Source organism: Azospirillum largimobile (genome assembly GCF_977007025.2).
This window is the reverse complement of sequence record NZ_CDRMUA020000006.1, coordinates 296,232-321,909: the sequence shown is the minus strand read 5'-3', so window position 1 is coordinate 321,909 and position 25,678 is coordinate 296,232. Positions and strand designations below refer to the sequence as shown.

At 68.0% G+C, this 25,678-nt stretch carries 25 protein-coding genes; 11 read left to right on the top strand and 14 right to left on the bottom strand.

Annotated features, from left to right (window positions below; translation table 11 throughout):
• The first annotated feature begins 40 nt into the window (after window positions 1-40).
• From ACWPKK_RS28710 to ACWPKK_RS28700, 3 genes are all read left to right on the top strand, one after another.
• Entirely contained in the window at window positions 41-1,888 is a 1,848-nt protein-coding gene (locus ACWPKK_RS28710) for a histidine kinase N-terminal 7TM domain-containing protein (RefSeq protein ID WP_452011326.1), read from the top strand.
• A gap of 79 nt (window positions 1,889-1,967) precedes the next feature.
• Complete coding sequence (locus ACWPKK_RS28705; RefSeq protein ID WP_452011323.1) at window positions 1,968-2,507, top strand: TRAP transporter small permease; 540 nt, start codon at window positions 1,968-1,970, stop codon at window positions 2,505-2,507.
• Window positions 2,504-3,787: a TRAP transporter large permease gene (locus ACWPKK_RS28700; RefSeq protein ID WP_452011321.1), complete on the top strand. Its 1,284-nt coding sequence runs from the start codon at window positions 2,504-2,506 to the stop codon at window positions 3,785-3,787. Before ACWPKK_RS28705 ends, ACWPKK_RS28700 begins: the two co-directional genes overlap by 4 nt.
• Here the strand turns inward: ACWPKK_RS28700 and ACWPKK_RS28695 are convergent.
• Window positions 3,784-4,050 (bottom strand): hypothetical protein, encoded by a 267-nt coding sequence (locus ACWPKK_RS28695; RefSeq protein ID WP_452011319.1) that lies wholly within the window; start codon window positions 4,048-4,050, stop codon window positions 3,784-3,786. The two genes, ACWPKK_RS28700 and ACWPKK_RS28695, sit on opposite strands and share 4 nt — an antisense overlap.
• Window positions 4,047-5,633 carry a nitric oxide reductase transcriptional regulator NorR gene (gene norR / locus ACWPKK_RS28690; RefSeq protein WP_452011317.1) on the bottom strand — a complete coding sequence of 529 codons (1,587 nt, stop codon included), beginning with the start codon at window positions 5,631-5,633 and terminating at the stop codon, window positions 4,047-4,049. The genes ACWPKK_RS28695 and norR overlap by 4 nt, the downstream gene beginning before the upstream one ends.
• A 133-nt stretch (window positions 5,634-5,766) precedes the next feature.
• Here norR and hmpA point away from each other — a divergent pair, with 133 nt between their 5' ends.
• Window positions 5,767-6,942: an NO-inducible flavohemoprotein gene (gene hmpA, locus ACWPKK_RS28685; RefSeq protein ID WP_452011315.1), complete on the top strand. Its 1,176-nt coding sequence runs from the start codon at window positions 5,767-5,769 to the stop codon at window positions 6,940-6,942.
• Window positions 6,943-7,453: 511 nt separating this feature from the next.
• Window positions 7,454-9,619, top strand: coding sequence for a methyl-accepting chemotaxis protein (locus ACWPKK_RS28680; RefSeq protein WP_452011312.1), 2,166 nt, complete (start codon window positions 7,454-7,456; stop codon window positions 9,617-9,619).
• 55 nt (window positions 9,620-9,674) lie between these two features.
• Here ACWPKK_RS28680 and ACWPKK_RS28675 read toward each other — a convergent pair whose 3' ends face one another.
• Window positions 9,675-10,517 (bottom strand): fumarylacetoacetate hydrolase family protein, encoded by an 843-nt coding sequence (locus tag ACWPKK_RS28675; protein ID WP_452011310.1) that lies wholly within the window; start codon window positions 10,515-10,517, stop codon window positions 9,675-9,677.
• 192 nt (window positions 10,518-10,709) lie between these two features.
• Between ACWPKK_RS28675 and ACWPKK_RS28670 the strand changes: the two genes are divergently transcribed.
• The 3 genes from ACWPKK_RS28670 to ACWPKK_RS28660 all read left to right on the top strand — a co-directional run bounded on the left by ACWPKK_RS28670 (window position 10,710) and on the right by ACWPKK_RS28660 (window position 13,171).
• Window positions 10,710-11,636 (top strand): MurR/RpiR family transcriptional regulator, encoded by a 927-nt coding sequence (locus tag ACWPKK_RS28670; protein WP_452011307.1) that lies wholly within the window; start codon window positions 10,710-10,712, stop codon window positions 11,634-11,636.
• Complete coding sequence (locus ACWPKK_RS28665) at window positions 11,636-12,289, top strand: bifunctional 4-hydroxy-2-oxoglutarate aldolase/2-dehydro-3-deoxy-phosphogluconate aldolase (RefSeq protein WP_452011305.1); 654 nt, start codon at window positions 11,636-11,638, stop codon at window positions 12,287-12,289. The genes ACWPKK_RS28670 and ACWPKK_RS28665 overlap by 1 nt, the downstream gene beginning before the upstream one ends.
• A 162-nt stretch (window positions 12,290-12,451) precedes the next feature.
• Entirely contained in the window at window positions 12,452-13,171 is a 720-nt protein-coding gene (locus ACWPKK_RS28660) for a hypothetical protein (protein ID WP_452011302.1), read from the top strand.
• Between the two features lie 15 nt (window positions 13,172-13,186).
• On the opposite strand, the gene ACWPKK_RS28655 is transcribed toward ACWPKK_RS28660, so the two are convergent.
• Entirely contained in the window at window positions 13,187-13,855 is a 669-nt protein-coding gene (locus ACWPKK_RS28655) for a LuxR C-terminal-related transcriptional regulator (protein WP_452011300.1), read from the bottom strand.
• Window positions 13,856-14,022: 167 nt separating this feature from the next.
• A complete protein-coding gene (locus ACWPKK_RS28650) occupies window positions 14,023-15,066 on the bottom strand; it encodes an OmpA family protein (protein WP_452011298.1) in 1,044 nt (347 codons plus the stop codon).
• Between the two features lie 213 nt (window positions 15,067-15,279).
• On the opposite strand from ACWPKK_RS28650, the gene ACWPKK_RS28645 reads away from it, so the two are divergent.
• Window positions 15,280-16,383: an MBL fold metallo-hydrolase gene (locus ACWPKK_RS28645; protein ID WP_452011296.1), complete on the top strand. Its 1,104-nt coding sequence runs from the start codon at window positions 15,280-15,282 to the stop codon at window positions 16,381-16,383.
• Here ACWPKK_RS28645 and ACWPKK_RS28640 read toward each other — a convergent pair.
• A complete protein-coding gene (locus ACWPKK_RS28640) occupies window positions 16,373-16,579 on the bottom strand; it encodes a hypothetical protein (protein WP_014249984.1) in 207 nt (68 codons plus the stop codon). The two genes, ACWPKK_RS28645 and ACWPKK_RS28640, sit on opposite strands and share 11 nt — an antisense overlap.
• Before the next feature lie 228 nt (window positions 16,580-16,807).
• Between ACWPKK_RS28640 and ACWPKK_RS28635 the strand changes: the two genes are divergently transcribed.
• Window positions 16,808-17,086, top strand: a complete 279-nt coding sequence (locus ACWPKK_RS28635) for a hypothetical protein (protein WP_452011294.1) — start codon at window positions 16,808-16,810, stop codon at window positions 17,084-17,086.
• Window positions 17,087-17,168: 82 nt separating this feature from the next.
• On the opposite strand, the gene ACWPKK_RS28630 is transcribed toward ACWPKK_RS28635, so the two are convergent.
• The 7 genes from ACWPKK_RS28630 to ACWPKK_RS28600 all read right to left on the bottom strand — a co-directional run bounded on the left by ACWPKK_RS28630 (window position 17,169) and on the right by ACWPKK_RS28600 (window position 23,985).
• Entirely contained in the window at window positions 17,169-18,269 is a 1,101-nt protein-coding gene (locus ACWPKK_RS28630; protein WP_310119353.1) for a branched-chain amino acid ABC transporter substrate-binding protein, read from the bottom strand.
• Window positions 18,270-18,438: 169 nt separating this feature from the next.
• Window positions 18,439-18,798 carry a DUF6867 family protein gene (locus ACWPKK_RS28625; RefSeq protein ID WP_452011292.1) on the bottom strand — a complete coding sequence of 120 codons (360 nt, stop codon included), beginning with the start codon at window positions 18,796-18,798 and terminating at the stop codon, window positions 18,439-18,441.
• Between the two features lies 1 nt (window position 18,799).
• On the bottom strand, window positions 18,800-19,510 hold the full coding sequence (locus ACWPKK_RS28620; RefSeq protein ID WP_014189439.1) for an ABC transporter ATP-binding protein: 711 nt from the start codon (window positions 19,508-19,510) through the stop codon (window positions 18,800-18,802).
• Window positions 19,511-19,513: 3 nt separating this feature from the next.
• On the bottom strand, window positions 19,514-20,395 hold the full coding sequence (locus tag ACWPKK_RS28615; RefSeq protein WP_452010644.1) for an ABC transporter ATP-binding protein: 882 nt from the start codon (window positions 20,393-20,395) through the stop codon (window positions 19,514-19,516).
• Between the two features lie 8 nt (window positions 20,396-20,403).
• Complete coding sequence (gene livM / locus ACWPKK_RS28610; protein WP_452011290.1) at window positions 20,404-21,894, bottom strand: high-affinity branched-chain amino acid ABC transporter permease LivM; 1,491 nt, start codon at window positions 21,892-21,894, stop codon at window positions 20,404-20,406.
• A 5-nt stretch (window positions 21,895-21,899) separates the two neighbouring features.
• Window positions 21,900-22,805 (bottom strand): ABC transporter permease subunit, encoded by a 906-nt coding sequence (locus ACWPKK_RS28605; protein ID WP_452011287.1) that lies wholly within the window; start codon window positions 22,803-22,805, stop codon window positions 21,900-21,902.
• A gap of 397 nt (window positions 22,806-23,202) precedes the next feature.
• Window positions 23,203-23,985: a hypothetical protein gene (locus ACWPKK_RS28600; RefSeq protein WP_452011285.1), complete on the bottom strand. Its 783-nt coding sequence runs from the start codon at window positions 23,983-23,985 to the stop codon at window positions 23,203-23,205.
• Window positions 23,986-24,259: 274 nt separating this feature from the next.
• On the opposite strand from ACWPKK_RS28600, the gene ACWPKK_RS28595 reads away from it, so the two are divergent.
• Complete coding sequence (locus ACWPKK_RS28595; RefSeq protein ID WP_452011282.1) at window positions 24,260-25,231, top strand: ROK family protein; 972 nt, start codon at window positions 24,260-24,262, stop codon at window positions 25,229-25,231.
• On the opposite strand, the gene ACWPKK_RS28590 is transcribed toward ACWPKK_RS28595, so the two are convergent.
• Window positions 25,225-25,632, bottom strand: a complete 408-nt coding sequence (locus ACWPKK_RS28590; RefSeq protein ID WP_452011280.1) for a hypothetical protein — start codon at window positions 25,630-25,632, stop codon at window positions 25,225-25,227. The genes ACWPKK_RS28595 and ACWPKK_RS28590 overlap by 7 nt on opposite strands.
• Window positions 25,633-25,678: the final 46 nt, after the last annotated feature.

Below are 25,678 nucleotides of genomic sequence, written 5' to 3'. Positions count from 1 at the left end.
TGTCCATCGGAGCCGTCTTGCCCCTGCCGTCCGTCCCGCCATGCTGAGCCTGCCTGCCGTCCTTCTCCTGGCCGCGGTGCTGGCGACCCTGTGGACGGCGTGGCGCAGCTGGGTCCTGCCGCCCTTCCCCGGCCGGTTCAATTTCGTGGCGATGCAGCTTTCGGCCTCCTGGTGGGCGACCGCCGCCGCCATCGAGACCATCGTCCCGGCACCGGCGGACAAGCTGTTCTGGGCGGAGATGGCGTGGCTCGGCATCGTCGGCGCGCCGAGCTTCTGGGCGTTGTTCCTGTGGTCCTACACGCGGGAGGAGCTGCCGGCGCGCTGGCGGCTGGTGCCGGCCGTGGTGGGGACCGCGACCTGGGCGGCGGCGCTGACCAACGCCAGCCACCGGCTGATGTACACCGCGGTCCACCCCGTCAGCGACGCGCCGGGGGCGGCGCTGGTCTACGGCCACGGGCTGCTGTTCTTCGTCGTCACCATCTATCTCTACGCCTTCATGGTGATGAGCATCGTCGTCACCGCCAACGGCGTCCACCGGGCGACGCCGGCCTACCGCACCCACTACCTGGGCTTCCTGGTGGCGATGGCGGTGCCGTGGGTGGCGAATGTCGGCTATGTCACCGGCAACCTGACCCTGTTCGACCTGGACCCGACCCCTTTCAGCTTCCTTCTGATGGGAGCGGTCTTCTATTGGCTGATCACCCGGCGGCGCCTGTTCGACCTGCTGCCGGTCGCCCGCGATGCCCTGCTGGACGCGGTGCCGGACCCGGTGCTGGTCCTGGACGCCGACGGCACGGTGGTGGAGGCGAACCCCGCCGCCCAGGCGCTGGTGTGCGACCGCCAGCCGCTGGGCCGCCGGCTGGCCGAGCTTCCCGGCCTGTCTGTCCTGTCGTTCGGCACCTCCGCCGCGCTGCCGGTTCCGCTGACGCTGGAGTGCGACGGCGGTCTGCGCAGCTTCGAGGCGACGTGGGTGCCGCTGACCTCCGGCGGCCGTAGCGGCGGGGGACGGTCGGGACCGCGCGAGGTCGGCTGCCTGCTGATGCTGCGCGACGTCACCCATCGCCGCCGGGCGGAGGCGCGGCTGGAGGACACCGTCCGCCGCCTGGACCTCGCCCGGCTGGAGGCGGAGGAACGGCTGGTCGCGGAGCAGGAGGCCAAGCGGGCGCTGAAGGGCTTCCTGTCGATGACGGCGCACGAGTTCAAGACGCCGCTCGCCATCATCGACGGCGCCGCCCAGATCCTGCAGCTGGATGCGGAGGTGAAGGCTCCCGGCATGCTGCCGCGGCTGGAGAAGATCCGCCGTGCGGTGCGCCGGCAGGTCAACATCCTGGAGACCTGCCTTGCCGACGACCGGCTGAGCGACCCGGCCTTCGCCCTGCGCCGCGATCCGCTGGACCTGCCGGCCCTGCTGCGCGCTGCGGCGGCGGCCCAAGGCGACGCCGCTCCCGGCCGGCGGATCGAGCTCGACCTGAAGGACTGCCCTGCGGGCATGACCGGCGACGGCCCCATGCTGGAACTGTGCGTCCACAACCTGCTGAACAATGCGCTGAAATACTCCGCCGCCGGCACGCCGGTGCGGCTGCGCGCGTGGATCGGGGAAGGGCCGGGCGGGCAGTCGGAACTGGCGCTGTCCGTGGCCGACCAGGGGATCGGCATTCCGGCGGAGGAGGTGGAGCGGGTGTTCGACCGCTTCTTCCGCGCCACCAACACCGGGACGGCGGCAGGAAGCGGCGTCGGGCTGAATATGGTCCGCCGCATCGCCGCGCTGCATGGCGGAACGGTGACGGTGGAAAGCCGGCTGGGCGAGGGCAGCGTCTTCACCCTGCGCATCCCGCTCCGCCAGGAGGCGCTCTGCGAGGAAGGGATGGCGGGCATGCCGGCGGAGTAATCCGCTGGGGAGATCGTTTCTTGCATTGATTGCCCAGTGAAGGGAATAATCCCGCTCCCTCCATCTGGACCCTGGCAATATGAGCGATCACGACCCCACCGTCGTCCGGCCGGTGCCGAAACCCCGCGTCCCATTGGGCATCGAAGAGGTGCTGGTCGCCGTCACCATGGCGGTGGTGGCGCTGATCACCTTCGCCAACGTCGTGGTGCGCTACCTGACCGACGTGTCCTTCGCCTTCACCGAGGAATATTCGATCGCCCTGATGGTGATCCTGACCTTCCTCGGCGCCTCCGCCGCGGTGGTGAAGGACCGCCACATCCGCATCACCTTCGTCACCGACAAGATGTCGCCCGTCAACCGCCGGCGGGCGGAGCAGTTCGCCATGGCCTGCGTGGCCCTGATGTACGGGCTGCTGGTGGTCTACGGCGCCTGGACGACCTGGGACGACTACCGGTTCGAAGTGACGTCGCCGGCGCTGGGGCTGCCGCAGTGGATCTACACGATCTGGCTGCCGGTGCTGTCGCTGGTGGTGCTGGCCCGCACGGTGGGCCGCATGATCCGCATCCACAAGGGCACCGAGCCGCTGGAAACCGGCCATATTCCGGAGGGGGAACCGTGATCACCACCCTGCTCTTCGGTTCCTTCCTGGTCATGATGGTCCTGGGCGTGCCGATCGCCGCCGCCCTGGGGCTGGCCGGCACCGCCGCCATCGCCTTCGCCCATCTCGGCGTCATTTCGGTGCCGACCAGCGTCTATACCGGCATCGCCAAGTATCCGCTGCTGACCATCCCGATGTTCGTGCTGGCCGGCACCATCTTCGACCGGTCGGGCGTGGCGCAGAAGCTGGTGCGCTTCGCCACCGCCATCGTCGGCCAGGGCAAGGGTGCGCTGGCGGTCATCGCGGTGGTGGTGGCGATGATGATGGGCGGCATCTCCGGTTCCGGTCCAGCCATCGCCGCCGCGGTCTGCGGCGTGATGGCGCCCAGCATGATCCGCGCCGGCTATCCCCGCCCCTACATCGCCAGCGTCATCGCCGCCGCCGCCGCCACCGACATCCTGATCCCGCCATCGGTGGCGCTGATCATCTACAGCGTGCTGGTGCCCGCCGCCCCGACCACCTCGATGTTCGCCGCCGGCATCATCCCCGGCACGCTGGCCGGCCTTGCCCTGATCGTTCCGGTCTATTGGCTGGCGCGGAAGTACAATCTGGGGTCCAAGCTATCGCACGAGCCGCGCCCGCCCTTCTGGCGCAGCCTGTGGGACGCGGCGCTCGGCCTGTTCGCCAAGGTCATCATCCTGGGCGGCCTGCGCTTCGGCATCTTCACCCCGACCGAGGCGGCGGTGATCGCGGTCGCCTACGGCCTGCTGCTGGGCATGGTGGTCTACCGCACCATCCGCTTCCGCGACCTCTATTCCATGCTGGTCGATGCGGCGGAGATTTCCGCCATCATCCTGACGGTGATCGCGCTGGCCAGCGTTTTCGGCTGGGCGCTCAGCACCCTGTCGGTGATCGACCCCATCGCCGACGCCATCATCCATTCCGGCCTTGGCGAATATGGGGTGCTGGCGCTGCTGGTGTTGATGCTGACGGTCATCGGCACCTTCCTGGACGGCATTTCGATCTTCATCATCCTGCTGCCGCTGCTGATCCCCATCGCCCAGGCCTACAACTGGGACCTGACCTGGTTCGGCGTCATCCTGACCCTGATGATCGCCGTCGGCCAGTTCACCCCGCCGATGGCGGTCAACCTGATGGTCGCCTGCCGGATGACGGGCTGCACGATGGAAAGCACGCTGCGCTGGGTGCTGTGGCCGCTCGTCACCCTGCTACTGGTGGTGGTGGCGGTGATCGTCTGGCCCGATCTGGCGCTGTGGATGCCGCGGCAGATGGGGTTCTAAAGAGCGCGGGCGATGTCGCGGCTGGTCAGATGCAGGCTGGCCGCGGCGTCGTAGCCGCGCCGGGCGATCTTGTCGGCCGCCGCGGCCTCGAATGCCGTGCGATGAGCGGCGGCGTGGGCGAGGCAATCCTCCGGCGTCGGTTCCCGCAGGCCGAGCAGGGCGCGGAAGGCCAGCCGGTGGACGGCGCACCAGCCGCCATGTCCCGCCGGCCGGAAGACAAGCGCGTCGATGTCGTCCCGCCAGGACAGCCCCTCCGCGGTCATTCGCGCAGACCCAGCCGCTTGGCGAGCCGGAACAGGTTGCTGCGGTCCATGCCGAGCGACCGCGCCGCCTGCGCCCAGTTGCCGCCATGGCGGGCCAGATGCTCAAGGATCATTCGGCGCTCCAGATCCTCCACCGCGTCGCGCAAGGGCAGTTCGGGCAGTTCCGACACCTCCACCGGATGAGGCCGCTGCATTGCCGCCGTCGGCGCAGCAATCCCCTCCCCCACCTCTTCCAGTCCGAGATCGGCCGGGGTCAGGGTCAGCACGCCGCCATCCGGCGGGCGGGCGGCGCGGGCGCGGATGGCCCCGCGGCCGATGGCATGTTCCAGTTCCCGCACGTTCCCCGGCCAGGGGTAGGACAACATGCGCCGCTCCGCCGCCGCAGACAGGCGCAGGTTGCGCAGGCCCAGCCGCGCCCGGTTGCGCTCCAGGAACAGGCCGGCCAGCCGCAGGATGTCGGTGCCGCGGTCGCGCAGCGGCGGCACCCGCAGCGGATAGACGCTGAGCCGGTGGTAGACGTCGGCGCGAAAGCGTCCCTCCCGCACCTCAGCCGCCAGATCGCGGTTGGTGGCGGCGATCACCCGCAAGTTCACGGTGATGTGGCGGTCGGAGCCGACGCGCTGGATCTCGCCGTTCTGCAGCGCCCGCAGCATCTTCGCCTGCGCCGCAAGCGGCAGCTCGCCGACCTCGTCGAGGAACAGGGTGCCGCCGTCGGCCAGTTCGAACTTGCCGCGCCGGTCGGTCACCGCACCGGAAAAGGCGCCGCGCACATGGCCGAACAACTCGCTTTCCACCAGCGCGTCCGGCAGCGCCGCACAATTCACATGAACCAGCGGGCCGGCCGCGCGGGTGGAGCGGGCGTGCAGACGGCGGGCCACCAATTCCTTGCCCACCCCGGTCTCCCCCAGCACCAGGACGACGAGGTCGCTCGCGGCGACCGTGTCGATCTCCGTCAGCAGGGCCGTCATCGCCGGGCTGGTGCCGACCGTGCCGGATTCGAGGTCCGCCGGCGGGTCGTCGATCTCCCTGATCCCCGGGCTTCCGCCATCCGTGAGAGCCGTGTGCCGTTCCACCGCCGTGGCGAGGTCGGCGGCCAGCCGCGCCCAGGCGGCGATCTCCTCCTCCCAGCCGTCGAAGCGCCCCTCGTTCAGCGCATCCAGGGTCAGCATGCCCCACGGGCGGCCGTCCATGCTCAGCGGCGCTCCGACGCAGTCATGAACATGCAGCCGCTGCTTCAGGTCGGGGATCAGCCCGTCATAGGGGTCGGGAAGCTCGCAGTCGGGAGGAAAGCGCAACGGCCCGCCCTCCGTCTCGGCGATCGCCCGCAATCGGGGATGATCGTCCAGCGCGAAGCGCCGGCCGAGTGTGTCCGGGCTGAGCCCGCGCGTGGCGAGCGGGACCAGCAGTGCATCGCCCGAACCACCGTCATGCCGCAACAGCGCACAGGCGTCGCAGGGCAGGTGCCGCGTCATCAGATCCAGCAGCAGCGGCCACAGCCGCACAGGCTCATCCAGCATGCGCAGCAGCGCACCGGCCTCATCCAGCGTGAGGGTTGTTGTCAAAATGACTGCGCCGTTGTCCATCCGACATCATAGCCTGCGTGGTCGCTTTGACAACAGAGGCATCGCAGGGTGCCGGTTTCCGCCCTGCGTCGCTTTGGCACAGGGATTGCCAACCGATTGCGACATCGTGACGCGCAAAAGGATTGCTCCCTCCATGCTGACGCCTGCCCAGATCGCTGTCATCAAGGCCACCGCTCCCGTCGTCGCCGCCAATGCCAACCGGATCACCGGCACCTTCTATCCCCTGATGTTCGAGCGCTTCCCTGAAGTGCGCGCCGTCTTCAACCAGAGCCACCAGCGCAGCAGCGCCCAGCCGGAGGCACTGGCCAACGCCATCATCGCCTATGCCTCCAACATCGACCGGCTCGAGGTTCTGGGTCCGGCGGTCGAAGGCATCGTGCAGAAGCACGTCTCGCTGAACATCACCCCCGACCAGTACAAGATCGTCGGCACCTGCCTGATGGAAGCCATCGGCAAGGTGCTGGGCGATGCGGTGACGGCGGAGGTCGCCGATGCCTGGGGCGCGGCCTACTGGCAACTCGCCGACCTGCTGATTGCGGCGGAGGAGAAGGAATATGCCCGCAAGGCGGCGCTGACCGGCGGCTGGCGCGGTGCGCGCCGCTTCCGGATCGTGGAGAAGACGCCGGAGAGCGCCGTCATCACCTCCTTCCGGCTGGCGCCGGTGGATGGCGGGCGGGTGATGGATTTCCAGCCCGGCCAGTATCTCGGCTTGCGGTTGGCCGTCGACGGCGAGACCGTTCACCGCAACTACAGCCTGTCGGCCTCGCCCAACGGCCGCGATTACCGCATTTCGGTAAAGCGGGAGCCGCAGGGGGTGGTCTCGGGCTTCCTGCATGACCGCGCGCAGGTCGGCGATGAGATCGACGCCTTCCCGCCGGCCGGCGAATTCGTGCTGCGCGAGGGGACCGGCCCGCTGCTGCTGATCACCGGCGGAGTGGGTCAGACGCCTGCGCTGCCGCTGGCCGAACAGGCACTGGCGGCCGGCCGCAAGGTGATCTACGTGCATGCGGCGCTCAACGGCTCGGTCCATGCCTTCCGCGAGCAGATCGACCGTCTGGCCGAACGGCACGACACCCTGAAGCCGGTCTATTGCTATGCCGATCCGCAGCCGGGCGACCGGCCGCACATGGTTGGCCTGCTCGACCAGGACCGCTTGGGCGGCCTGCTGCCGAAGGATGCAGGGGTTGCCGCCTATGTCGTCGGCCCGAAGCCCTTCATGGCGGCGGTTGTGAAGGCGCTGACCGCACTGGGTCTTCCGGAGTCGGCGATCGTCCACGAGTTCTTCGGTCCCCGGGAAGCTCTCGCCTAAGCTCCAGCCTGACCGGCGGCACCTGATCATTGACTCCACTCTGGGGCTCCACTCTGGCGGGCCGGCCCTTCAACCTTAGGCTGGCCCGTCCTTGTCTCCGCCTCGCGGATGTCACGCCTACGCCCGGCGGTTGTGAGTAAAACTGTTATATCACCACGAAAGCGCGACTGTCCGACAGCCATGCGCCATTCAAAGCGGCATAAACGAGCCGTCGGCGCGCCTATTCGCTGAAATAGTTCTATGACCACGACGAACCGCCATCGCACCGCAGCAACTTTCATCCCGGTAGACGGAAAGATCGTGGATTCTCCTTATTTATTTGTTAGCGAATTTGGCGCTTTCTTAGTCACGTAACTTTCAAATTATTTACAAGTGTTCCCTTCCTGTGACATCGCCACCAACAGTCCGGCGAAGGGGATGGACGCAACGACCAATGCGGCGAGAGCCGGAACGGCCGACCGCAGAAGAGACCTGAATGTGCCTGCGCGCGAGCGCCAGGGGGGAGGACGGGATGTCGAACGATAGTCACCGGAACAAGCCCGCAAAGGGCAATGCCTGGTATTCCGGCCTGCGTGGGAAGCTGATGATCGCCATCGGCGTCGTGCTGTCCGGCACGCTGGTGGCCGCAGCCGTGGCGCTGATCGGCTACGCCAACGTGCGCACCACCATCGACGCCATCGTTGGCGAAGCGGTGCCGGCGATGACCGAAGGCATGGGCGTGGCGCAGCAGGCCGAACGGCTGGTCGCGCTGGCGCCGGAACTGACCTCCGCCGACAAGGCCGCCACGCGCGAGGCGGTGTCCGCCCGCATCGCCGCGGCGAAGGGGGAGTTCAACGCGCGCCTCGACCGGCTGCGGGCCACCGGTTCCGCCGGTGCCCAGCTGACCGCCATCGAAGACTCCTCGAAGGGGCTGCTCGGCAACCTCGTGCAGCTCGATCAGGCGGCGGCGGATCGGGTCGCGCTTGCGGCGGCGCGGGAGGCGATGCTGCCCAAGGTGATGGCTGCGGAAGCCGAAATCCAGAAATTCACCGCACCCTGGACCTCCGTCCTGAACAACGAGGAGGAGCAGGCGCGCTCGACCCTGGCCGATCCCGACGCCGAGCCCGCCATCCTGCGCGAGGCCGCGACCACCCTGAACCGGGTCATGGCCCAGAAGAAGCCGCTGGCCACGGTCACCGCCGAAGCGGCCAACGTCCGCAACATGCTGATGGAAGCGGCGAGCACCCGTGACGACCAGCGGCTTGCGATCATCGAGACGCGCGTCGGCGTGTCGCTGGCCGGTCTCGCGAACGCCGCGCAGGCTCTGCCGGAGCGTCTGGCCGAAGTCGCCACCAAGCAGGCGGAGCTTCTGACCGGATATTCCGTCGGCGAGGAGTCGATGGTCACCCTGCGCCAGAAGGAGCTGGCGATCGAGGGCTATTTCGCCCAGCTGCTGGAGAGCAACCACGCGCTGGCCGGCACCCTGTCCAAGGGGATCGCCACGCTGGTCGACGCCCAGAAGCAGGGCATCGCGGAGGCCAGCGGCGACACCACCCGTATGCTGGACAACAGCCGACTGACCCAGGTCGCAGTGGCCGCCGCCAGCATCCTGGTGTCGATCCTGGTCGTCTGGCTCTATATCGGCCGCGTCGTCATCCGCCGGATGCTGTCACTGAAGACCGGGATGGGCCGCATCGCCGCGGGCGACCTGGATGCGGAGATCGCGCTGCACGGCCATGACGAGATCGCGGAGATGGGGGCGGCGCTGCTCGTCTTCCGCGACACCGCGCGCGAGGTGGAAACGACCCGCGCCGCCGCGGAGGCCGAACGCCAGCGGGCCGCAGGCGAACGCCGAGACGCCATGCTGTCGCTGGCCGATCAGTTCGAGAACGGCGTGAAGGTGGTGGTGGAGACGGTGTCCGCCGCCGCGACCCAGATGCACCAGACCGCCGCCGGCATGGTGGCGACCGCCGACGACACCTCCCGCCAGGCCGGCAGCGCCGCCGAGGCGGCGGAGACCGCGTCGGTCAACGTCGACGGGGCGGCGTCCGCCGCTCATGAACTGTCGCAGTCGATCAGCGAGATCGCCCGGCAGGTGACCGAATCGGCGACCATCGCAGCCAAGGCCGCCAACGAGGCGGAGCGCACCGACGGCACGATGCGCGAACTGAACGAGGCGGCCAGCCGGATCGGCGCCGTCCTGGACCTGATTTCCGACATCGCCGGCCAGACCAACCTGCTGGCGCTGAACGCGACGATCGAGGCCGCCCGCGCCGGTGAGGCCGGCAAGGGCTTCGCCGTGGTGGCGCAGGAGGTCAAGCAGCTGGCCAGCCAGACGGCCAAGGCCACCGACCAGATCGCGGGCCAGATCGGCGCCATGCAGCAGGCGACCGGCGAGGCGGTGAACGCCATCCGCAGCATCGGCCTGACCATCGGCCGGCTGAACGACATCGCCGCCAGCATCGCCGCGGCGGTGGAACAGCAGGGTGCGGCCACTTCGGAAATTGCCCGCAACGTCCAGCAGGCGGCGGGCGGCACCGCCCAGGCCTCGCAGAACATCGGTGAGGTTCGCACCGCCGCCGGACAGACCGGCCAGTCGGCGCAGGAGGTCCTGTCGGTGGCCCAGGAGGTCTCGACCCAGACCAGCCACCTTCAGCAGCAGATCGACCGCTTCCTGCGCCAGGTGCGGTCGGCGTAACAGCAGCCGGAGCCCCTCTCCCCTTGTGGGAGAGGGGTTGGGGTGAAGGGGTGTATCAGCCCTGGACGACCGTCTGGCGCTGGGTGCCGAGGCCTTCGATGCCCAGTTCCACCACGTCGCCGGCCTTCAGGAAGACCTGCGGCTTCTGCCCCATGCCGACGCCCGGCGGGGTTCCGGTGGAGATGATGTCGCCCGGCTGCAGGCTCATGAATCGCGACAGGTAGGACACCAGATAGCGCACGCCATAGACCATGGTGGCGCTGCTGCCGTCCTGATAGCGGTGGCCGTTGACCTCCAGCCACATCTTCAGCTTCTGCGGGTCCTCGACTTCGTCACGCGTCACCAGCCAGGGACCGGTCGGGCCGAAGCTGTCGCAGCTCTTGCCCTTGGTCCACTGCCCCTGCTTTTCGATCTGGAAGGCGCGTTCGGACACGTCGTTGACGATGCAATAGCCGGCGACATGGTCCATCGCCTCGTCTTCCGTGACGTATTTGGCGGTCTTGCCGATCACGAAGGCCAGTTCGACTTCCCAGTCGGTCTTCTCCGACCCGCGCGGCAGTTCGATCGGATCGTTCGGACCGACGATGGCGCTGGTCGCCTTCATGAAGATGATCGGCTCCGGCGGCACTGCCATCCCCGTCTCCGCCGCGTGGTCGGAGAAATTCAGGCCGATGCAGACCATCTTGCCGACGCGGCCGACGCAGGGGCCGAGGCGCGGGTTGCCTTCCACCAGCGGCAGCGTCGCCGGCTCGATCGCTCGCAGGCGATCCAGCCCGTCCGGCAGCAGCGCCGCACCGGCGATGTCGTCCACATGGGCGGACAGGTCGCGGATGCGGCCTTCGGCGTCGAGCAATCCCGGCTTTTCCTGGCCCGGCGGGCCGTAGCGCAGCAGTTTCATGAAAACTCTTCCCTGGTAGGAGTTTGGCGCCCGCCGATCCTGACCTGTCGGCGCCGAAAGTAAAGAGGGTGAACGAACGAAATGTAGCGTTACTTCACAGATCGGTCGACAAAGCCGCAAGCCTGTAGTAAAACTACATCAGGTTCGCAGGCAGCCCGGACGGCCGCCGCACCTCCCCTGGTGGACTCCCGCATGCTGGACACGATCGCATCCTCACTCGACAGGCTCCGCCGGGCGGAAGCCGCGGTGGCGCGCACCGTGCTGGCCGCCCCCCATGCCGCCGTGCGTGCCAGTCTGGCCCAGCTTGCGGGCAAGGCCGGGGTCAGCGAACCGTCCGTCCTGCGCTTCTGCCGCACCGCCGGCTTCGGCGGCTTCCATGAATTCAAGATCGCGCTGGCCCAGCATCTGGCGGCATCCGCCGCGCGGGAAGAGGCCGGCGACCGTCCGACCCCGCTGGTGCGCGACCTCTCCCCCGGCGACAGCGTCGCCAGTGCCACGGAAAAGGTGCTGAACCGGTCCATCGACGCGCTGGTCCGCCTGCGCAGCCGCCTGGACACCGCGGCGCTGGAGCGTGCAGCCGGCGTGCTGGCCTGTGCGCAGCGGGTGCAGATCGTCGGCGTCGGCGCGTCCGGCACCGTGGCGCTCGACGCCCACCACAAGCTGTTCCGCCTTCTCCCGCAGGTGACCGCCAGTGCCGACGCCCATTTCCAGGCGATGGCCGCGGCGACGCTCGGCCCCGGCGACGCCCTGCTGGCGATCTCCAAGACCGGCACCAGCGACGAGATCTTCGACGTCGCCGCCATCGCACGCGACGGCGGCGCGACGGTGATCGCCATCACCGCATCGGCCACGCCGCTCGCCGAACGCGCCGACATCCGCCTGACCGTCGACGTGGACGAGGACACCGCGGTCCACACCCCGATGGCCTCCCGTTTGGCCCAGCTGGCCCTGATCGACGCCCTGACCGTCGCTGTCGGCCTGCAGGCTCCTCCCGGCCTCGACCGCCGCCTTGCCCGCATCAAGGCCGTGCTGGCCGGGCACCACCGCGTGCCGGACCGTCCGGCCTCCGCCGCTCCTTCGCTTTCCCCGTCCCCTCAGAAGAATCCCGAGGAATCCTGATGTCCACCACCCCGACCGCTTCCGAGATCCTGGACCAGCTCGCCGCCTACGGCGTCGTTCCGGTCATCCGCAACAGCTCCGCCGATCTGGCGCGCACCGCCGTCAGCTGGCTGCGCGAGGCCGGCTATGGCACCTTCGAGATCACCATGACCACCCCCGGCGCCGTCGGCCTGATCGAGGAGCTGTCGGCGGAGGGCGGCGCCCTGATCGGCGCCGGCACCGTGCTGACCCCGGCCGCCGTCGCCGACGTGGTGAAGGCCGGCGCCAAGTATGTCGTGTCGCCCTGCGTCGTGCCGAAGGTGGCCGCCGCCTGCCGCGACCATGGCGTCGCTTGCCTGATGGGCGCCCTGACCCCGACCGAGGTGCATGCCGCCATTTCCGCCGGTGCCGACGCCATCAAGATCTTCCCTGCCTCCACCGTCGGCCCGGCGCACATCAAGGCGCTGAAGTCGGTCTTCCCCGGCATCCGCTTCGTCCCCACCGGCGGCATCGACGCCACCACCGTGGCTTCCTATGTCGCGGCCGGCGTGGCCTGCGTCGGTGCCGGCGGCAAGCTGGTGGACGAGGGTCTGGTCAAGAAGGGCGACCGCGAGGCCATCATGGCGGCCGGCCGCCAGTTGATGGACGCCTATCGGGCCGCCAAGGGCGCCTGATACCCGCTGGGAAAATCCTGCCGCCCCGCGGGGCAAAGCTGCCGGGCGGCAGGATCGGCGCGTTCTAACTTCCTTTTTTATCAATATCTTGTAGCTGGCCTGCATCCTGCAAAGCCCCGGTCGACATCCCTTCAGGGGATGCGGAACGAGGGAGAGCACGCCATGGTCAGCCTGTCCAGCTACGCCGATGTCGGCGGCATGGCCCAGAGCCTGCAGCAGTCGATTGATGCCGCGGTCAAGCGCGTGCAGCAGCAGGCAGCCGGCAATGGCGGCGCGACCGGCAAGGTCCAGGAGTACGAGCAGACCGTCAACAAGTCGGCGCTGAACGCCGCGCCCTTCGCGACCAACATCGGCACGCTGGTGAAGGACACGAGCAGGCTGAACGTCTTCAGCTCCCTGGCTTCCAACGATCCCGCCGACTTCTACAAATTCACCGTCACCAGTTCCGGCGCTCCGACGCTGGGGACGGTGGGGGATGCCGGGGTGCGGCTCCAGTTGATGGACCGCGGCGGCAAGGTCATCGCCGACAGCAACAAGGATGCCGGCGCCACCTTTGACGCCTTCCAGAAGCTGAAGTCCGGCCAACTCACGCTCGACAAGGGCGACTACACGCTGCGCATCGCCCGAGAGAAGGACGTGCCGGTCAAGGATGCCAAGAGCTACGGCGTCCAACTGCGCATGGGGAATTACAGCAAGGACTACGACACCATCGCCAAGCAGCCGGCCAAGGGCGACAACCCCTTCGGCAACAACACCAAGCTGCAGGGGCTGGCCGCCATCCTGGGCGCCGGCAGCGCCTCCATCAACCCCGCCTCGATGATGCTGGGCGGATCCGGCGGCAGCTACGGCGGGCGCGGGTCGCTGCTGAACGCGCTGCTTTAGGAGCGTCGCCCGGCCTCAAACCAGCCGGTCGCGACCCGATTCCTTGACCAGCAGGACCGCCTGGGTGCGGCTGCCGACGCCGAGCGCCTTCAGCACTCCGGTGACGTGGGTCTTCACGGTGGACAGGTTCAGGCCCAGCCTTTCGCCGATCTCCTGGTTCGACAGGCCCTGGGCCAGCAGATCCAGAACCTCCAGCTGCCGGCGGGTCAGGCCGTCGAACACGCTGGGCGCGCTGCCCCGTGCAGGCCCCCCCCCGACCGCCGGGGGCGCTCCCGGCATGCCCAGAACCGGCGGCACATAGGAGCCGCCCGCCATCACCAGCCGCAGGATGTTGACCACCAGCACGTCGTCGGTCGATTTCGGGATAAAGGCGCGCACGCCGCGCGACAGCACTGCGCGCATCTCGTCCGGCGATTCGATCATGGAGAAGACCGCGACGGGGACCGGCGCCACGCGCTTCACCAGCGCCTCGACCTCATCCAGTCCGCCCAGGCCGGGCATGCGCAAATCCATCACGATCAGGTCGAATGCAATGCCGCCCTCGAGCATCGACGCGTCGAGGATGGCGTTCAACTGGCTGAAGCTGGTCGCGGCCACCACGGTGGCCTGTTCGTCCAGTTCACCCACCAGATGGGTCAAGCCGCTGCGGACGATGGAATGATCGTCGGCGATCAGAACCTGCATGTAACGTCTCGGACCGAAGATGCCTCGCGTGCAGCATCGTCATACGCTGACGCAACGGACAGCGCTACCTCCTTCGCACGTCCGGTCATTGGAATGCCGGGAGGAACCGTAAAGAAAAGCGCGGAGGAGGTCATCCGCCCCCTCCCCCGCGTGCAGGTTCCCTGCGGTCAGGAGATTTTGATGAGGATCTGGGCGCGGCGGTTCGACGGCTCGCGCACGTTCGGACCGGTAGGCACCATCAGCTGGTTCTCGCCCACGCCTTCGATCGAGATCATGTTGGCCGGCGTGCCCCGCGCGATCAGCGCCTGCCGCACCGCCTCGGCCCGGCGGATCGAAAGCCGCTGGTTGTAGGTCGGCGAGCCCGAGGTGTCGGTGTGGCCGATCACCTGGATGCGAACGGCGCGGGCACGGTTGGCCGCCTCTGCGGCATCGCCGATGATGCTTGCGGAATTCGGCGTGATCGTCGCCTTGTCCCAATCGAAGAACACCTGATACTCGCTCTGCGGCTGGGCCGCCATCGGCGGGGCGGCAGGGGCCGGGGCAACGACCGGCGTGGCGCGCGACGGCCCGCCGAAGGTATAGCGCAGGCCGGCCAGGATGGTGTGGTTGCGGTATTCGCTCTTCGAGGTCACCGGACCCAACTCGAACTCCGGATCGACGGTGGCGAAGTAGCGGTAATCCAGTGTCAGCGCCACATTGTCGTTGATGGCATAGGACGCGCCGACGATGCCCTGATAGGCGAAGACCCAGTCGCGGTCGCTGGCGCCGTTCAGCGTCTTCTTCACCCCGGCGATACCGGCACCGGCGCCGATATAGGGCGTGATCGGCAGGCCGATGTTGAAATCGTACAGCAGGTTGCCCATGAAGGCGACCGAGCTCGTCTTGCCGCCCAGGCCGTTCAGGCCGGGAGTGGCGCTGCTGGTGTCGTCGACGCTGTTGCGCCAACGCCAGGCGGCCTCCAGTTCGGCGCGCAGGCCCATCGCGGTGGCGTAGCCGACCGAAATGTCGCCGATGCCGCCGATCTTGAACTCCTCCTTCAGACCCAGGCCCGGGGCCGGATAGCTGCTGAGGTCGGCATCCTCGGTCCAGTTCACGCCGGCCCCCGCGCCGACGTAGAAGCCTTCCGGCGCGGCAAAGGCGGCAGTCGGAATGGCCAGGGAAGGAATGGCGACGGCCAGTGCCGTGCCCAGCAAAATCCCACGCATCGTCATGTTCTTGTTCCCATCGTTGACGGCGTTGGCGGATCGGGACATCCCGGCCTGCGGCGAAACGCGTGACAGAACGGGCTCCGGCCCCGACAATGGAATCAGCACGCGCGGCTTCCAATCCCGCCCACGCACGGCCGCTTTTTCTGTTGCAGATTTGCCGCAGCGCTCCTGCTGGCATTTCCTTCCGTGATAACAATGACTTGGACACCCGCCCCGATGCTTCCTACCCCGGACGATGCGATCGACTACCCCATCTGCACCACCCCGGATCCCGGCGGCTGGCAAGAGGTGGCGCCGGGCGTGTTGTGGATCCGGCTGTCCCTGCCTTTCCAACTTGACCACATCAACGCCTGGGCGCTGGACGGTGGAGCGGACGGCTGGACGCTGATCGATTGCGGTCTGGGTGACCGGCACACGCTGGCGCTGTGGGAGGGATTGTTGCGCGACGCGCTCGGCGGCCGGCCGGTGGAAAGGGTGGTCGCCACCCATTTCCATCCCGACCACATCGGCGCCGCCAACTGGCTGGTGGAGCGGACCGGCGCGGCCTTCGCCACCTCATTGACGGAATGGCTGTTCGCCCGCATGCTGTCGGCCGGCAACGATGCCGCCACCGATGCCGCGGTGGAGCGTTTCTACCGCCGGTGCGGGTTGGCGCCGGAGACGCTGGACGCCGTGCTCGCCCGCAAGGGGGCCTACAGCCGCGGCGTCCCCGGCGTGCCGGCGACGCTGACCCGCCTGCGGGCCGGCGACAGGCTGCCGGTGGGCGACCGCCTCTGGACCGTGATCGGCGGCAGCGGCCATACGGCCGAACCGGTCAGCCTGTACCGGCCGGCAGATGGCGATGACGGCGGCAACGGCTTGGCCCTGGTGATCTCCGGCGACCAGATTCTGCCGCGGATCAGCCCGAACATCAGCGTCTGGCCGACCGAACCGGACGCCGATCCTCTCACCGACTATCTCGCCAGCCTGAAGGATTGGACCGCCCTGCCGGCCGACACGCTGGTCCTGCCCTCACACGGCCGTCCATTCCGCGGACTGCACCGGCGCGCCGACGATCTGGCCGACCATCATGCCGAACGGCTGGCGGAGATCGAATCGCTCTGCGCATCGCCCCGCACGGCGGCAGAGGTGACGCAGGCGCTGTTCCCGCGGCCGCTCGACCCGCACCAGACCGTCTTCGCCGTGGGCGAAGCCGTGGCGCACCTCAACCATCTGATCCGCAAGGGGCGACTGGAGCGTGTGTCGGGCGGCAGGAAGGTTGGGCCGGACGTCGACCTCTATCGGCGGCGCATGCTTGTCGAACAAGCCGCTACTCGGTGACGATCTCGAACTGCTGGGGGTCGAGCAGGGTCGACACCGACAAGGTCTTCAGTGTCTTCGGGTCGTCGGTTCGCTTCATCTGGGCATGCTGGGTGCCCATTCCATCCTTGCGGATGGCGACCACTTCCCAGTAGCCGCCGCTGGGGGACAGCTTGCGATAAATCTGCCCCTCGATCACCTCGCGCTTTCTGCGCATTGTCGTTCTCCAAAACCCATCCCATACCGGTTGCCGTCACGGCCGCCGCGAAGGGCGCCATTGAACCACAAAACACCCCCGTCGTGGCGAGTGTCCGTTCGGTGACCGTTCTTGGATGCCGCATAAGCGTTGTTGCGGTGCAGCACGTCCGGGGCACCACCGATGACCCTTTGCCGCAGTGCGGTTTCAAGCTGGAACAAAAGCCCCGGTTGTGGGTTCATAGCCGTCATGAACACCGATCTCGACGTGCTTGTCTTCGCGACCCGCCTGGTTGATGAACTGGGCGAAACCGCGATTCGAATGAGCCGCGTTCGTCTTGTCGAACTCACGGCCGCCAACCACACCCGTGCCGCCGCCTTCTGGCGGGAGGTGATGCGGACCTCCGAACGACTGCTGAACGAGCGGTCGGGTCGTCGGGTCGCATCCGGCCTCTCCTCGCCGGCCATTGCCGCGGCGCAACCGTCCGTGGCCCAGTCCGTCGCCTATGTTCCCCGACCTATTCCCTGATCCGGCGCCAAGTCGGGTCGAATAAAAAAGGGCCGACACAGAAGTGCCGGCCCCCTTTCAACGGAACGCTGATGCGTTTCGCTTACTTCACTTCGGCATACTGGCCGTTCTTCCACTTGTACCAGACATAGGCCGGGCTGGTGACGTCGCCCTTCGGGTCGAACCCGATCTTGCCGATGACGGTGTTGTAGTTGCCCTTGCGCATGACTTCGGCAACCTTCGCAGCGTCGGTCGAGTTCGCCTGCTTCACCGCGTCGGCCCAGATCTGGAGCGCGGCGTAGGTGTACAGGGTGTAGCCTTCCGGCTCGTAGCCAGCCTTGCGGAACTTCTCCACGACGGCCTTGGCGTCCGGCTTCTCGCGCGGATCCGGACCGAAGGTCATCATGGTGTTCTCGCCGGCGTCACCGGTGATAGCCCAGTACTCGTTGGTCACCAGCGCGTCACCCGACACGATGATGGCCTTCATGCCCTGGTCCTTCATCTGGCGGGCGATCAGGCCGGCCTCGGTGTGGTAGCCACCGATGTAGACGGCGTCGACGTTCGCCTGCTTCAGCTTCGACACCAGGGCGGAATAGTCCTTCTCACCGGCCGTGTAGGCTTCGTAGATGGTTTCCTTCTGGCCGCCGGCGTTCAGCGCCTTCTGCGTCTCATCGGCCAGACCCTTGCCGTAGGCCGACTTGTCGTGAAGGATGGCGACGTTCTTGCCCTTGTAATTGTCCAGCAGATACTTGCCGGCGATCAGGCCCTGCTGGTCGTCACGGCCGCAGACGCGGAAGACGTTCTTCAGGCCCTGCTCGGTCAGCTTCGGGTTGGTCGAAGCCGGGGAGATCTGCAGCATCCCTTCTTCGGCATAGACCTGGCTGGCCGGGATCGACGAGCCCGAGCAGAAGTGGCCGGCCACGAACTTCACACCGGCCTTGGCCAGCTGGTTGGCGACGGCCACGGCCTGCTTGGGATCGCAGGCGTCGTCGCCGACTTCCAGCTTCAGCTTCTGGCCCAGGACACCGCCGGCGGCGTTGATGTCCGCGACGGCCTGCTCCATGCCCTTCTTCATCTGCTCGCCGAAGGTGGCGTACTGGCCGGTGATCGGACCGGCGGTGGCCACCGCGATGTCGGCCTGGGCGGCCGTGGCGGAGAGCGCGGTCGCCGCGATCGCGGCGAGAAGGGACAGCTTGAATTTCATGGGTGTGCTTCCCTGTTCTGTGAATGGTCCCTGTTGCAACATACCCCCGGCCCTTGCGGGCCTTGCCGCCGGGTCCCCTCCGGCGGTTTCCAGATTACCATACCCCAAGTGGTGCGGTGTGCGACAGTTTCACGGGCACCAATCAGCCGTACGGTCTATTCCGAATGACTTATTTGTCGGCGGCCGCGCCAGTCCGCTCCCGCCAGGCGAAAGGGCCGGCAGTTTCATAGAGCCACGGATACTGGTTGACCATGCGACGTGCGATGGCGATGCGGTGCGCCGTCAGCGTGATCAGCCCGATCACCACGGTGTGGACGATGAAGCCCCACAGCGACAGCAGCTGCTCGCCGAACAGGCCCCAGGCCAGGAAGCGGTCGCCCAGCCCCAGCAGGAGCGAGTAGGCCAGCACGCTGGAGACCGGCTTCCACCCCTCCGCCAGGGTCTGCCCGGTCAGCACGCCGCAGCCGCCGAACACCAGAACCGTCAGGAACACGAACACCGGAACCGAAGAGCCAAGGATCGTTTCCATCTCAGTGGCCCCCTTCCAGATAAGCCGCGCGAACCTCCGGGTCGGCCAGAAGCTGTGCCCCCGTCCCCGTCATCGTGATCTTCCCCGTCACCATCACGTAAGCCCGGTGCGCCAGCTTCAGCGCGTGGAACGCGTTCTGCTCCACCATGAACACCGTCATCTTCTGTTCCCGGTTGATCTCCTGGATCACCTGGAAGATCTGCTTCACGATCAGCGGCGCCAGACCCAGGCTCGGCTCGTCCAGCAGCAGCAACCGCGGCTGGCTCATCAACGCGCGGCCGATCGCCAGCATCTGCTGCTCGCCGCCCGACATCGTGCCGGCGCGCTGGTTGATGCGCTCCTTCAGCCGCGGGAACAGCGTCAGAACCCGTTCCAGCTCGCGCTCGAAGCTGCCGGGCTGCGCGACGATGGAGCCCATCTGCAGGTTCTCAAGCACCGTCATCCGCGGGAAGATGCGCCGGCCTTCGGGAGACTGCGCGATGCCGCGCCGCACGATCTCGTGGGTGGGCAGGTCGGTGATGTCCTCGCCCTCGAAGAACACCCGGCCCTGGCGCGCCCGCGGGCTGCCGCAGATCGTCATCAGCAGCGTCGACTTGCCTGCACCATTCGCGCCGATCAGCGAGACGATCTCGCCGGCGCCGATCTCGATGTCGATGCCCTTCAGCGCCTCGATGGCGCCGTAGAAGGTGTGGACGCCCGATACCTTCAGCATGGCTCAGGCCCCCTTCTGCGCTTCTTGCGGCATATTCAGGTCGGCGGCGATCTCCGGCGGCAGCGCCTCGTCCTCGTCCTCGCCCAGATAGGCGCGGATCACCGCCGGGTCGTTCTTCACATGCTCCGGATCGCCGTCGGAAATCTTCCGGCCATAGTCCAGCACCACCACATGGTCGGAAATGCGCATCACCACGCTCATGTCATGCTCGATCAGCAGCACGCCCGTGCGGTGACCCTGCGGGGTCTGGACGTCGCGGATGAAGGTCAGGATCTCGGCCAGCTCCGCCGACTCGCGCGGGTTCAGGCCGGCCGCCGGCTCGTCCAGGCACAGCAGAACCGGCTCCGTGCACATGGCCCGCGCGATCTCCAGCCGGCGCTGGGCGCCGTAGGGCAGGTTGCCGGCTTCCCAGTCGGCGAACTCGGTCAGCCGCACCCGCTCCAGCCAGTATTTCGCCAGCTCCACCGCCTCATGCTCGGCCTTGCGGTAGCTGGGAAAGCCCAGCAGCCCGCCGATGGCGAAGGTCGAGGCGCGCATCAGCTTGTTGTGCTGGGCGACGATCAGGTTCTCCAGGACGCTCATGCCGCTGAACAGCCGGATGTTCTGGAAGGTGCGCGCCACCCCGGCTAGCTGGGCGATGCGGTAGCCCGGCATCCGCTCCAGCAGGAACTCCTTGCCGGTGGGATGGCGCAGCGTCAGCCGCCCCACCGTGGGGGTGTAGAAGCCGGTGACGCAGTTGAACAGCGTCGTCTTGCCGGCGCCGTTCGGGCCGATCAGCGCGGTGATCTCGCCCGCCCGCGCCTCGAACGACACGTCGTTGTTCGCCACCAGGCCGCCGAAGCGCATGGTCAGGTGTTCGACGGTCAGCAGGGGCTTTTCACTCATGACGGCGCTCATTTCGCGGCTCCCGCCGGGATCGGCTTCTTGCCGCCATGCAGGAGGATGGTCGGGTCGCGGTGGGCCAGCAGGCCGCGCGGACGCCACAGCATGATCACCACCATGCCGGCGCCAAACGCCAGCATGCGGTAGTCGGCCAGTTCGCGGAACGCTTCGGGCAGGCCGATCACCAGCAGCGTGGCGACCACCACGCCGATCTGGCTGCCCATGCCGCCCAGCACCACGATGGCCAGGATGATCGCCGACTCGATGAAGGTGAAGCTCTCCGGGCTGATGAAGCCCTGGCGCGTGGCGAAGAAGGAGCCGGCGAAGCCGCCGAACATCGCGGCAATCGCAAAGGCCGCCAGCTTCATGTTGGTGCGGTTGATGCCGAGCGAGGCGCAGGCGATGTCGTCCTCGCGCAGCGCTTCCCACGCCCGGCCCAGCGGCAGCTTGCGCACCCGCAGCGTGAACAGGTTCACCACCAGCGCCAGCGCCAGGATGAGGTAGTAGAGGAAGATGATGCGGTGGAGCGGCGAGAACTCCAGCCCGAACATCTCGTGGAAGGCGGCCATGCCGTCGGCCGGGCTGCGCGAGAAGTCGGCGATGCCGAAGAAGCTCGGCCGCGGAATGCCGGAGATGCCGTTGGGACCGCCGGTGAACTGGTACCAGTTGACCAGGATGATGCGGATGATCTCGCCGAAGCCCAGCGTCACGATGGCGAAATAGTCGCCGCGCAGCCGCAGGACGGGGAAGCCCAGCAGCACGCCGGAGATGGCGGCGAGCACGCCCGCCAGCGGCAGGCAGACCCAGAAGCTGAGCCCGAAGTAATGGGCCAGCAGTGCGTAGCTATAGGCGCCCACCGCGTAGAAGGCGACATAGCCGAGGTCGAGCAGGCCGGCGAGGCCCACCACGATGTTCAGGCCCCAGCCCAGCATGATGTAGGTCAGCAGCAGGATGCCGATGTCCAGGATCATGCGGTCGGCCAGCGGGGTCAGCGGCAGGACGGCGGCGAAGGCGACGGCGACCGGGCCGATGTAGCGGCTGGCGTGCTGGACCTTGGCGGCGATGCGGTCCATGCGCTTGTCGCGGTCGGCCTGGGACAGCTTGGAGCGGCCGGTGGCGACGGTCATGGCGGCACGGATGGCGATGACGCCGCCGCCCAGCACCAGCACCAGGCGCAGCACCTGGGTCGGCATCGGCAGCAGCAGCCCGACGCCGGCGCAGATCAGCGCCAGGATCAGCACCGGCAGCGCCATGCCCTGGCGGATCAGCCCGAGCCCGAGCCGGCCGAGGAAGACCAGCAGCAGCGAGGCGACGACCTCCTCCGGCCGGGCTTCGATGCCGAGCCCGGTGGGACGGTCCACCGTGCGCAATCCGACCAGCGGCACGGTCAGCAGCAATGCCACGAAGGCGGCGAGGCCGGCGTCCTTGACGGTGGCGGCCCAGTCGACGCCGCGCGCGGTGCCGCCCGCGGCGGACGAGACGGTGTTGGAGTGCATGGTCATGGCGCTTACACCTTCTCGATCTCGGGCCGGCCGAGCAGGCCGGTGGGCCGGAAGATCAGGACGAGGACGAGGATGGAGAAGGTTGCGACGTCCTTCCATTCGGAGCCGACATAGCCGGACCAGAAGGCCTCGATCAGGCCGATGACCACGCCGCCGAGCATGGCGCCGGGCAGCGAGCCGACGCCGCCGAGCACGGCCGCGGTGAAGCTTTTCACCCCGGCGAGGAAGCCGATGTAGAAGTCGATGACGCCGTAGATCAGCAGCACCATCATGCCGGCGACGGCGGCGAGCGCGGCGCCCATGACGAAGGTCAGCGAGATGACGCGGTCGACGTTGACGCCGAGCAGCCCCGCCATCTTCTTGTCCTGCTCGCAGGCGCGCTGGGCGCGTCCCAGCGAGGTGCGGTTGATCAGCATGGTGAAGCCGACCATGAGGACCAGGGTGATGACGATGGTGGCGAGGCGCACGTAGCTGACGGAGACGGCGCCGTCCATCAGGGTGAGGTTGCCGGGCAGGATGGGCTGCAGCGGCTTGGAGCGGGCGCCCTGGAGGAGCTGGATGTAGTTCTGCAGGAAGATCGACATGCCGATGGCGGAGATCAGCGGCGCCAGCCGGGGCGAGGAGCGCAAGGGCCGGTAGGCGATGCGCTCGACCGTCCAGCCATAGACGCTGGTGAACAGCATGGAGGCGAGCAGCATGACCAGCAGGGCCAGCGGCACCCAGGTGATGCCGAGCGCGCCGATGGCCAGGAAGGTGATCAGCGCCACGAAGGAGCCGATCATGTAAATCTCGCCATGGGCGAAGTTGATCATCCCGATGATGCCGTACACCATCGTGTAGCCGATCGCGATCAGGCCGTAAATCGCCCCAAGCGACAAGCCGTTGATCAATTGCTGGAGAAAATATTCCATGTCCTCACCCCACCTTCAGCACGGCGCAAAGGCAGGGTGCGGCGGCACGGGTACACTCGGCACACCGGTCACGCAACAGCAGCCCCCTGTCTGGTGCAGCCCGTCCATTCACCAAACGGAATGCCGTATCATCCGGAGTTCCGTCTATCGGTCTGACGGACCATGATTTTTCCTGTTCGGAGGATGCGATTCCGACTTGGCCGGGCCGTTCGGCGAGCGCTCCCCCTGACCTTTTCGGTAGTACCAGCCTGACGGATTTTTGCAAGACAGATTTGTGCTGCCCGCATGCGTCGTCCGGTTTGCGCATCGGTCGGGAGGGGCGAAAAACGCAAAACGCCCCGCCGGCAGCTGCCTGGCGGGGCGTTGGATCGCGCGTCTTAAACCGGACGTTGCAGCGTCAGCGGACGGCGACGGACTGCTTGGCCGGAACGGCGGCGACCTTCTGCTTCGGCTTGGCCGGAGCGGCGGCCTTGGCCGGAGCCTTCGCCTTGGCGGCGGCCGCCTTCGGCGCGGCCGGAGCCGGCGTGGCCTGGGCGACGGCGAAGACGGGGTCCGGACCGCTAACCACCTTCACGTCGCAGAGCGGGCGGCTGGCCAGATGCATCAGGCCGGCGTTCTTTTCGTCCGCGGTCAGGGTGCGCAGGTCGTCGGGGGTCAGGTCCTTGGCGGCGGCCGACCGGTCGACGAAGTTGGCGCAGTACTGCGGGATGCCGATGGTGGCGGCACGGCGGCTGACCTCGTTCGCCAGCTCGGTGCGGAACATGTCGAACTGACGGGTGGCGTTGCCGCCGGCTCCGGAACGCTTGTAATAGCTGATGAGCGACGCTTCGGAATTGGACAGCAGGGCACGGTTTTTGACCGAGAAGTCCTGGTAGAGGTCGAACGGCTTCTTGTCCGGCACCACGGTGCGGCAGGTCAGTCCGACCACCATCATCTCGGTGTGCAGGCGCATCATCTGCTCGGCCGCATGTTCGGCACGGTTGTAGCAGGCGGGCGCGGCCGGGGTGCTGGCCTTGGTCGGGCGCGCCTTGGCGGCGGCCGTCTTCGCCGGCGGCTTCGCAGCCTCCTTGGCGGCGGCAGCGCTGGCGGGCGCGGCAGGCAGGGCGAGCAGCGCGCCGAGGACGGCGGCGCCGGTCAGGGCTTTCAGGGAGAGGCGAAGGGCAGCGCGCTGGCGACTCATCAGGGGCTCCGGTGGCGCGGTACGACAGGACGGGTTGGGGCGGGATAGGCGACCGCCCGACAGTCGGCGACCTTCTACCCGAACGCGGGGGCCGGTCAATGGTATTTGCCGGGCGCTTGCGTTTTGTCCCACGACCGCGGCGGAGTCGACACGCCGAGTCGCGACCGCGGCCTGTTCCTTCGGTGCCTGTTCTTTTTGGCAGTCGCCGTCGCTGGACGCCGCGGTGGCGGCGACGGTATGGATGGGCTTTCCACGGTCAGACGGGTCACGCGGCATGGCAGCCACCGGATCAAAATCGGGCGGATCGGGTTTTGCGAGCGGGCACCGCATCGGCATCGATCTGGGCGGCACGAAGACCGAGGGCATCCTGCTCGACCGCCAGGGAAACGAGTTGGCCCGCCACAGGGTTCCCACGCCCAAGGGCGATTATGACGGGACGGTCGCGACGGTGCGCGATCTGGTCGCAAGGCTGGAAGGAGGGATCCCCGCCGGCGGCAAGGCGACGGTCGGGCTGGGGATTCCGGGCGCCATTTCCCCGGCCACCGGGCTGGTGAAGAACGCCAACTCCACATGGCTGATCGGGAAGGACTTCGCCTGCGACCTCGTCCAGGCGCTCGGCCGGCCGGTGCGGATCGAGAACGACGCCAACTGTCTTGCGGTGTCGGAGGCGACCGACGGCGCCGGGGCCGGCTGCGGCGTGGTGTTCGCGGCGATCCTCGGCACCGGCTGCGGCGCCGGCATCGTCGTGCATGGCCGGCCGCTCGGCGGGCGCAACGCCATCGCCGGCGAGTGGGGGCACAATCCGCTGCCCTGGCCGACCGACGCCGAGCGGCCGGGCCCGGCCTGCTACTGCGGCAAGCACGGCTGCCTGGAGACCTTCGTTTCCGGGCCGGCGGTGGCGGCGGACCATCTGGTGGCCACCGGCGAGGCGCTCGACGCCGCAACGATCCTCTCACGCGCCGACAGCGATCCCGGATGCGCCGCGACGGCGGAGCGGCTGGTCGGGCGGCTTGGCCGCGGGCTGGCCGCTGTGGTCAATCTGCTGGACTCGGACGTGATCGTGCTGGGAGGCGGCCTATCGAACGCGGACCTGCTGTATGACCGGCTGTCGGCGGCGATGGAGCCCTGGGCCTTCTCCGACCGGCTGGACACGCCGGTGCGCCGTGCCCGCCATGGCGATTCCAGTGGCGTGCGCGGCGCTGCGTGGCTGTGGCGGCCGGGCGAGATGCCGGACGCGGATTACTGAGGCTGGGCCGTCCGCGGCGTCGGCGGGGCATCTGCGCTGCGCGGCGGCGCCATCACCCGCCGGGCGGCGGCCGGGTCCACCGGCGGCGGCGTCAGCGAATGGGTGTTGGAATAGTGGCGGTTCGTCCGCTTCACGTCGGTGCCGTAGCGCGTCATGCCGGCGCGGTGCTCGCCCGATTTCGTGGCGCCCCAATGCGACGGCGCCGGGCCGGGGAGCGGCTGCGCCTGATCCATGTTGCGCATGAAGGGACCGGTCGGCACCATCTGATCGTAAACCCAGGGCGCATAGTCCTGCTTCTGGGCATTCGCCGGCAGCGACAGCGCCGCCATTCCCAGGATGGAGAGGGCGGCGACGGCGGCAGTCCTGACGGCAGCTGTGGCAGCGGAGGCAACGCGGGTCATCGAACAGGCACCTTTCATCCGGAAAAAACGGATCCGAAGGTGCAGT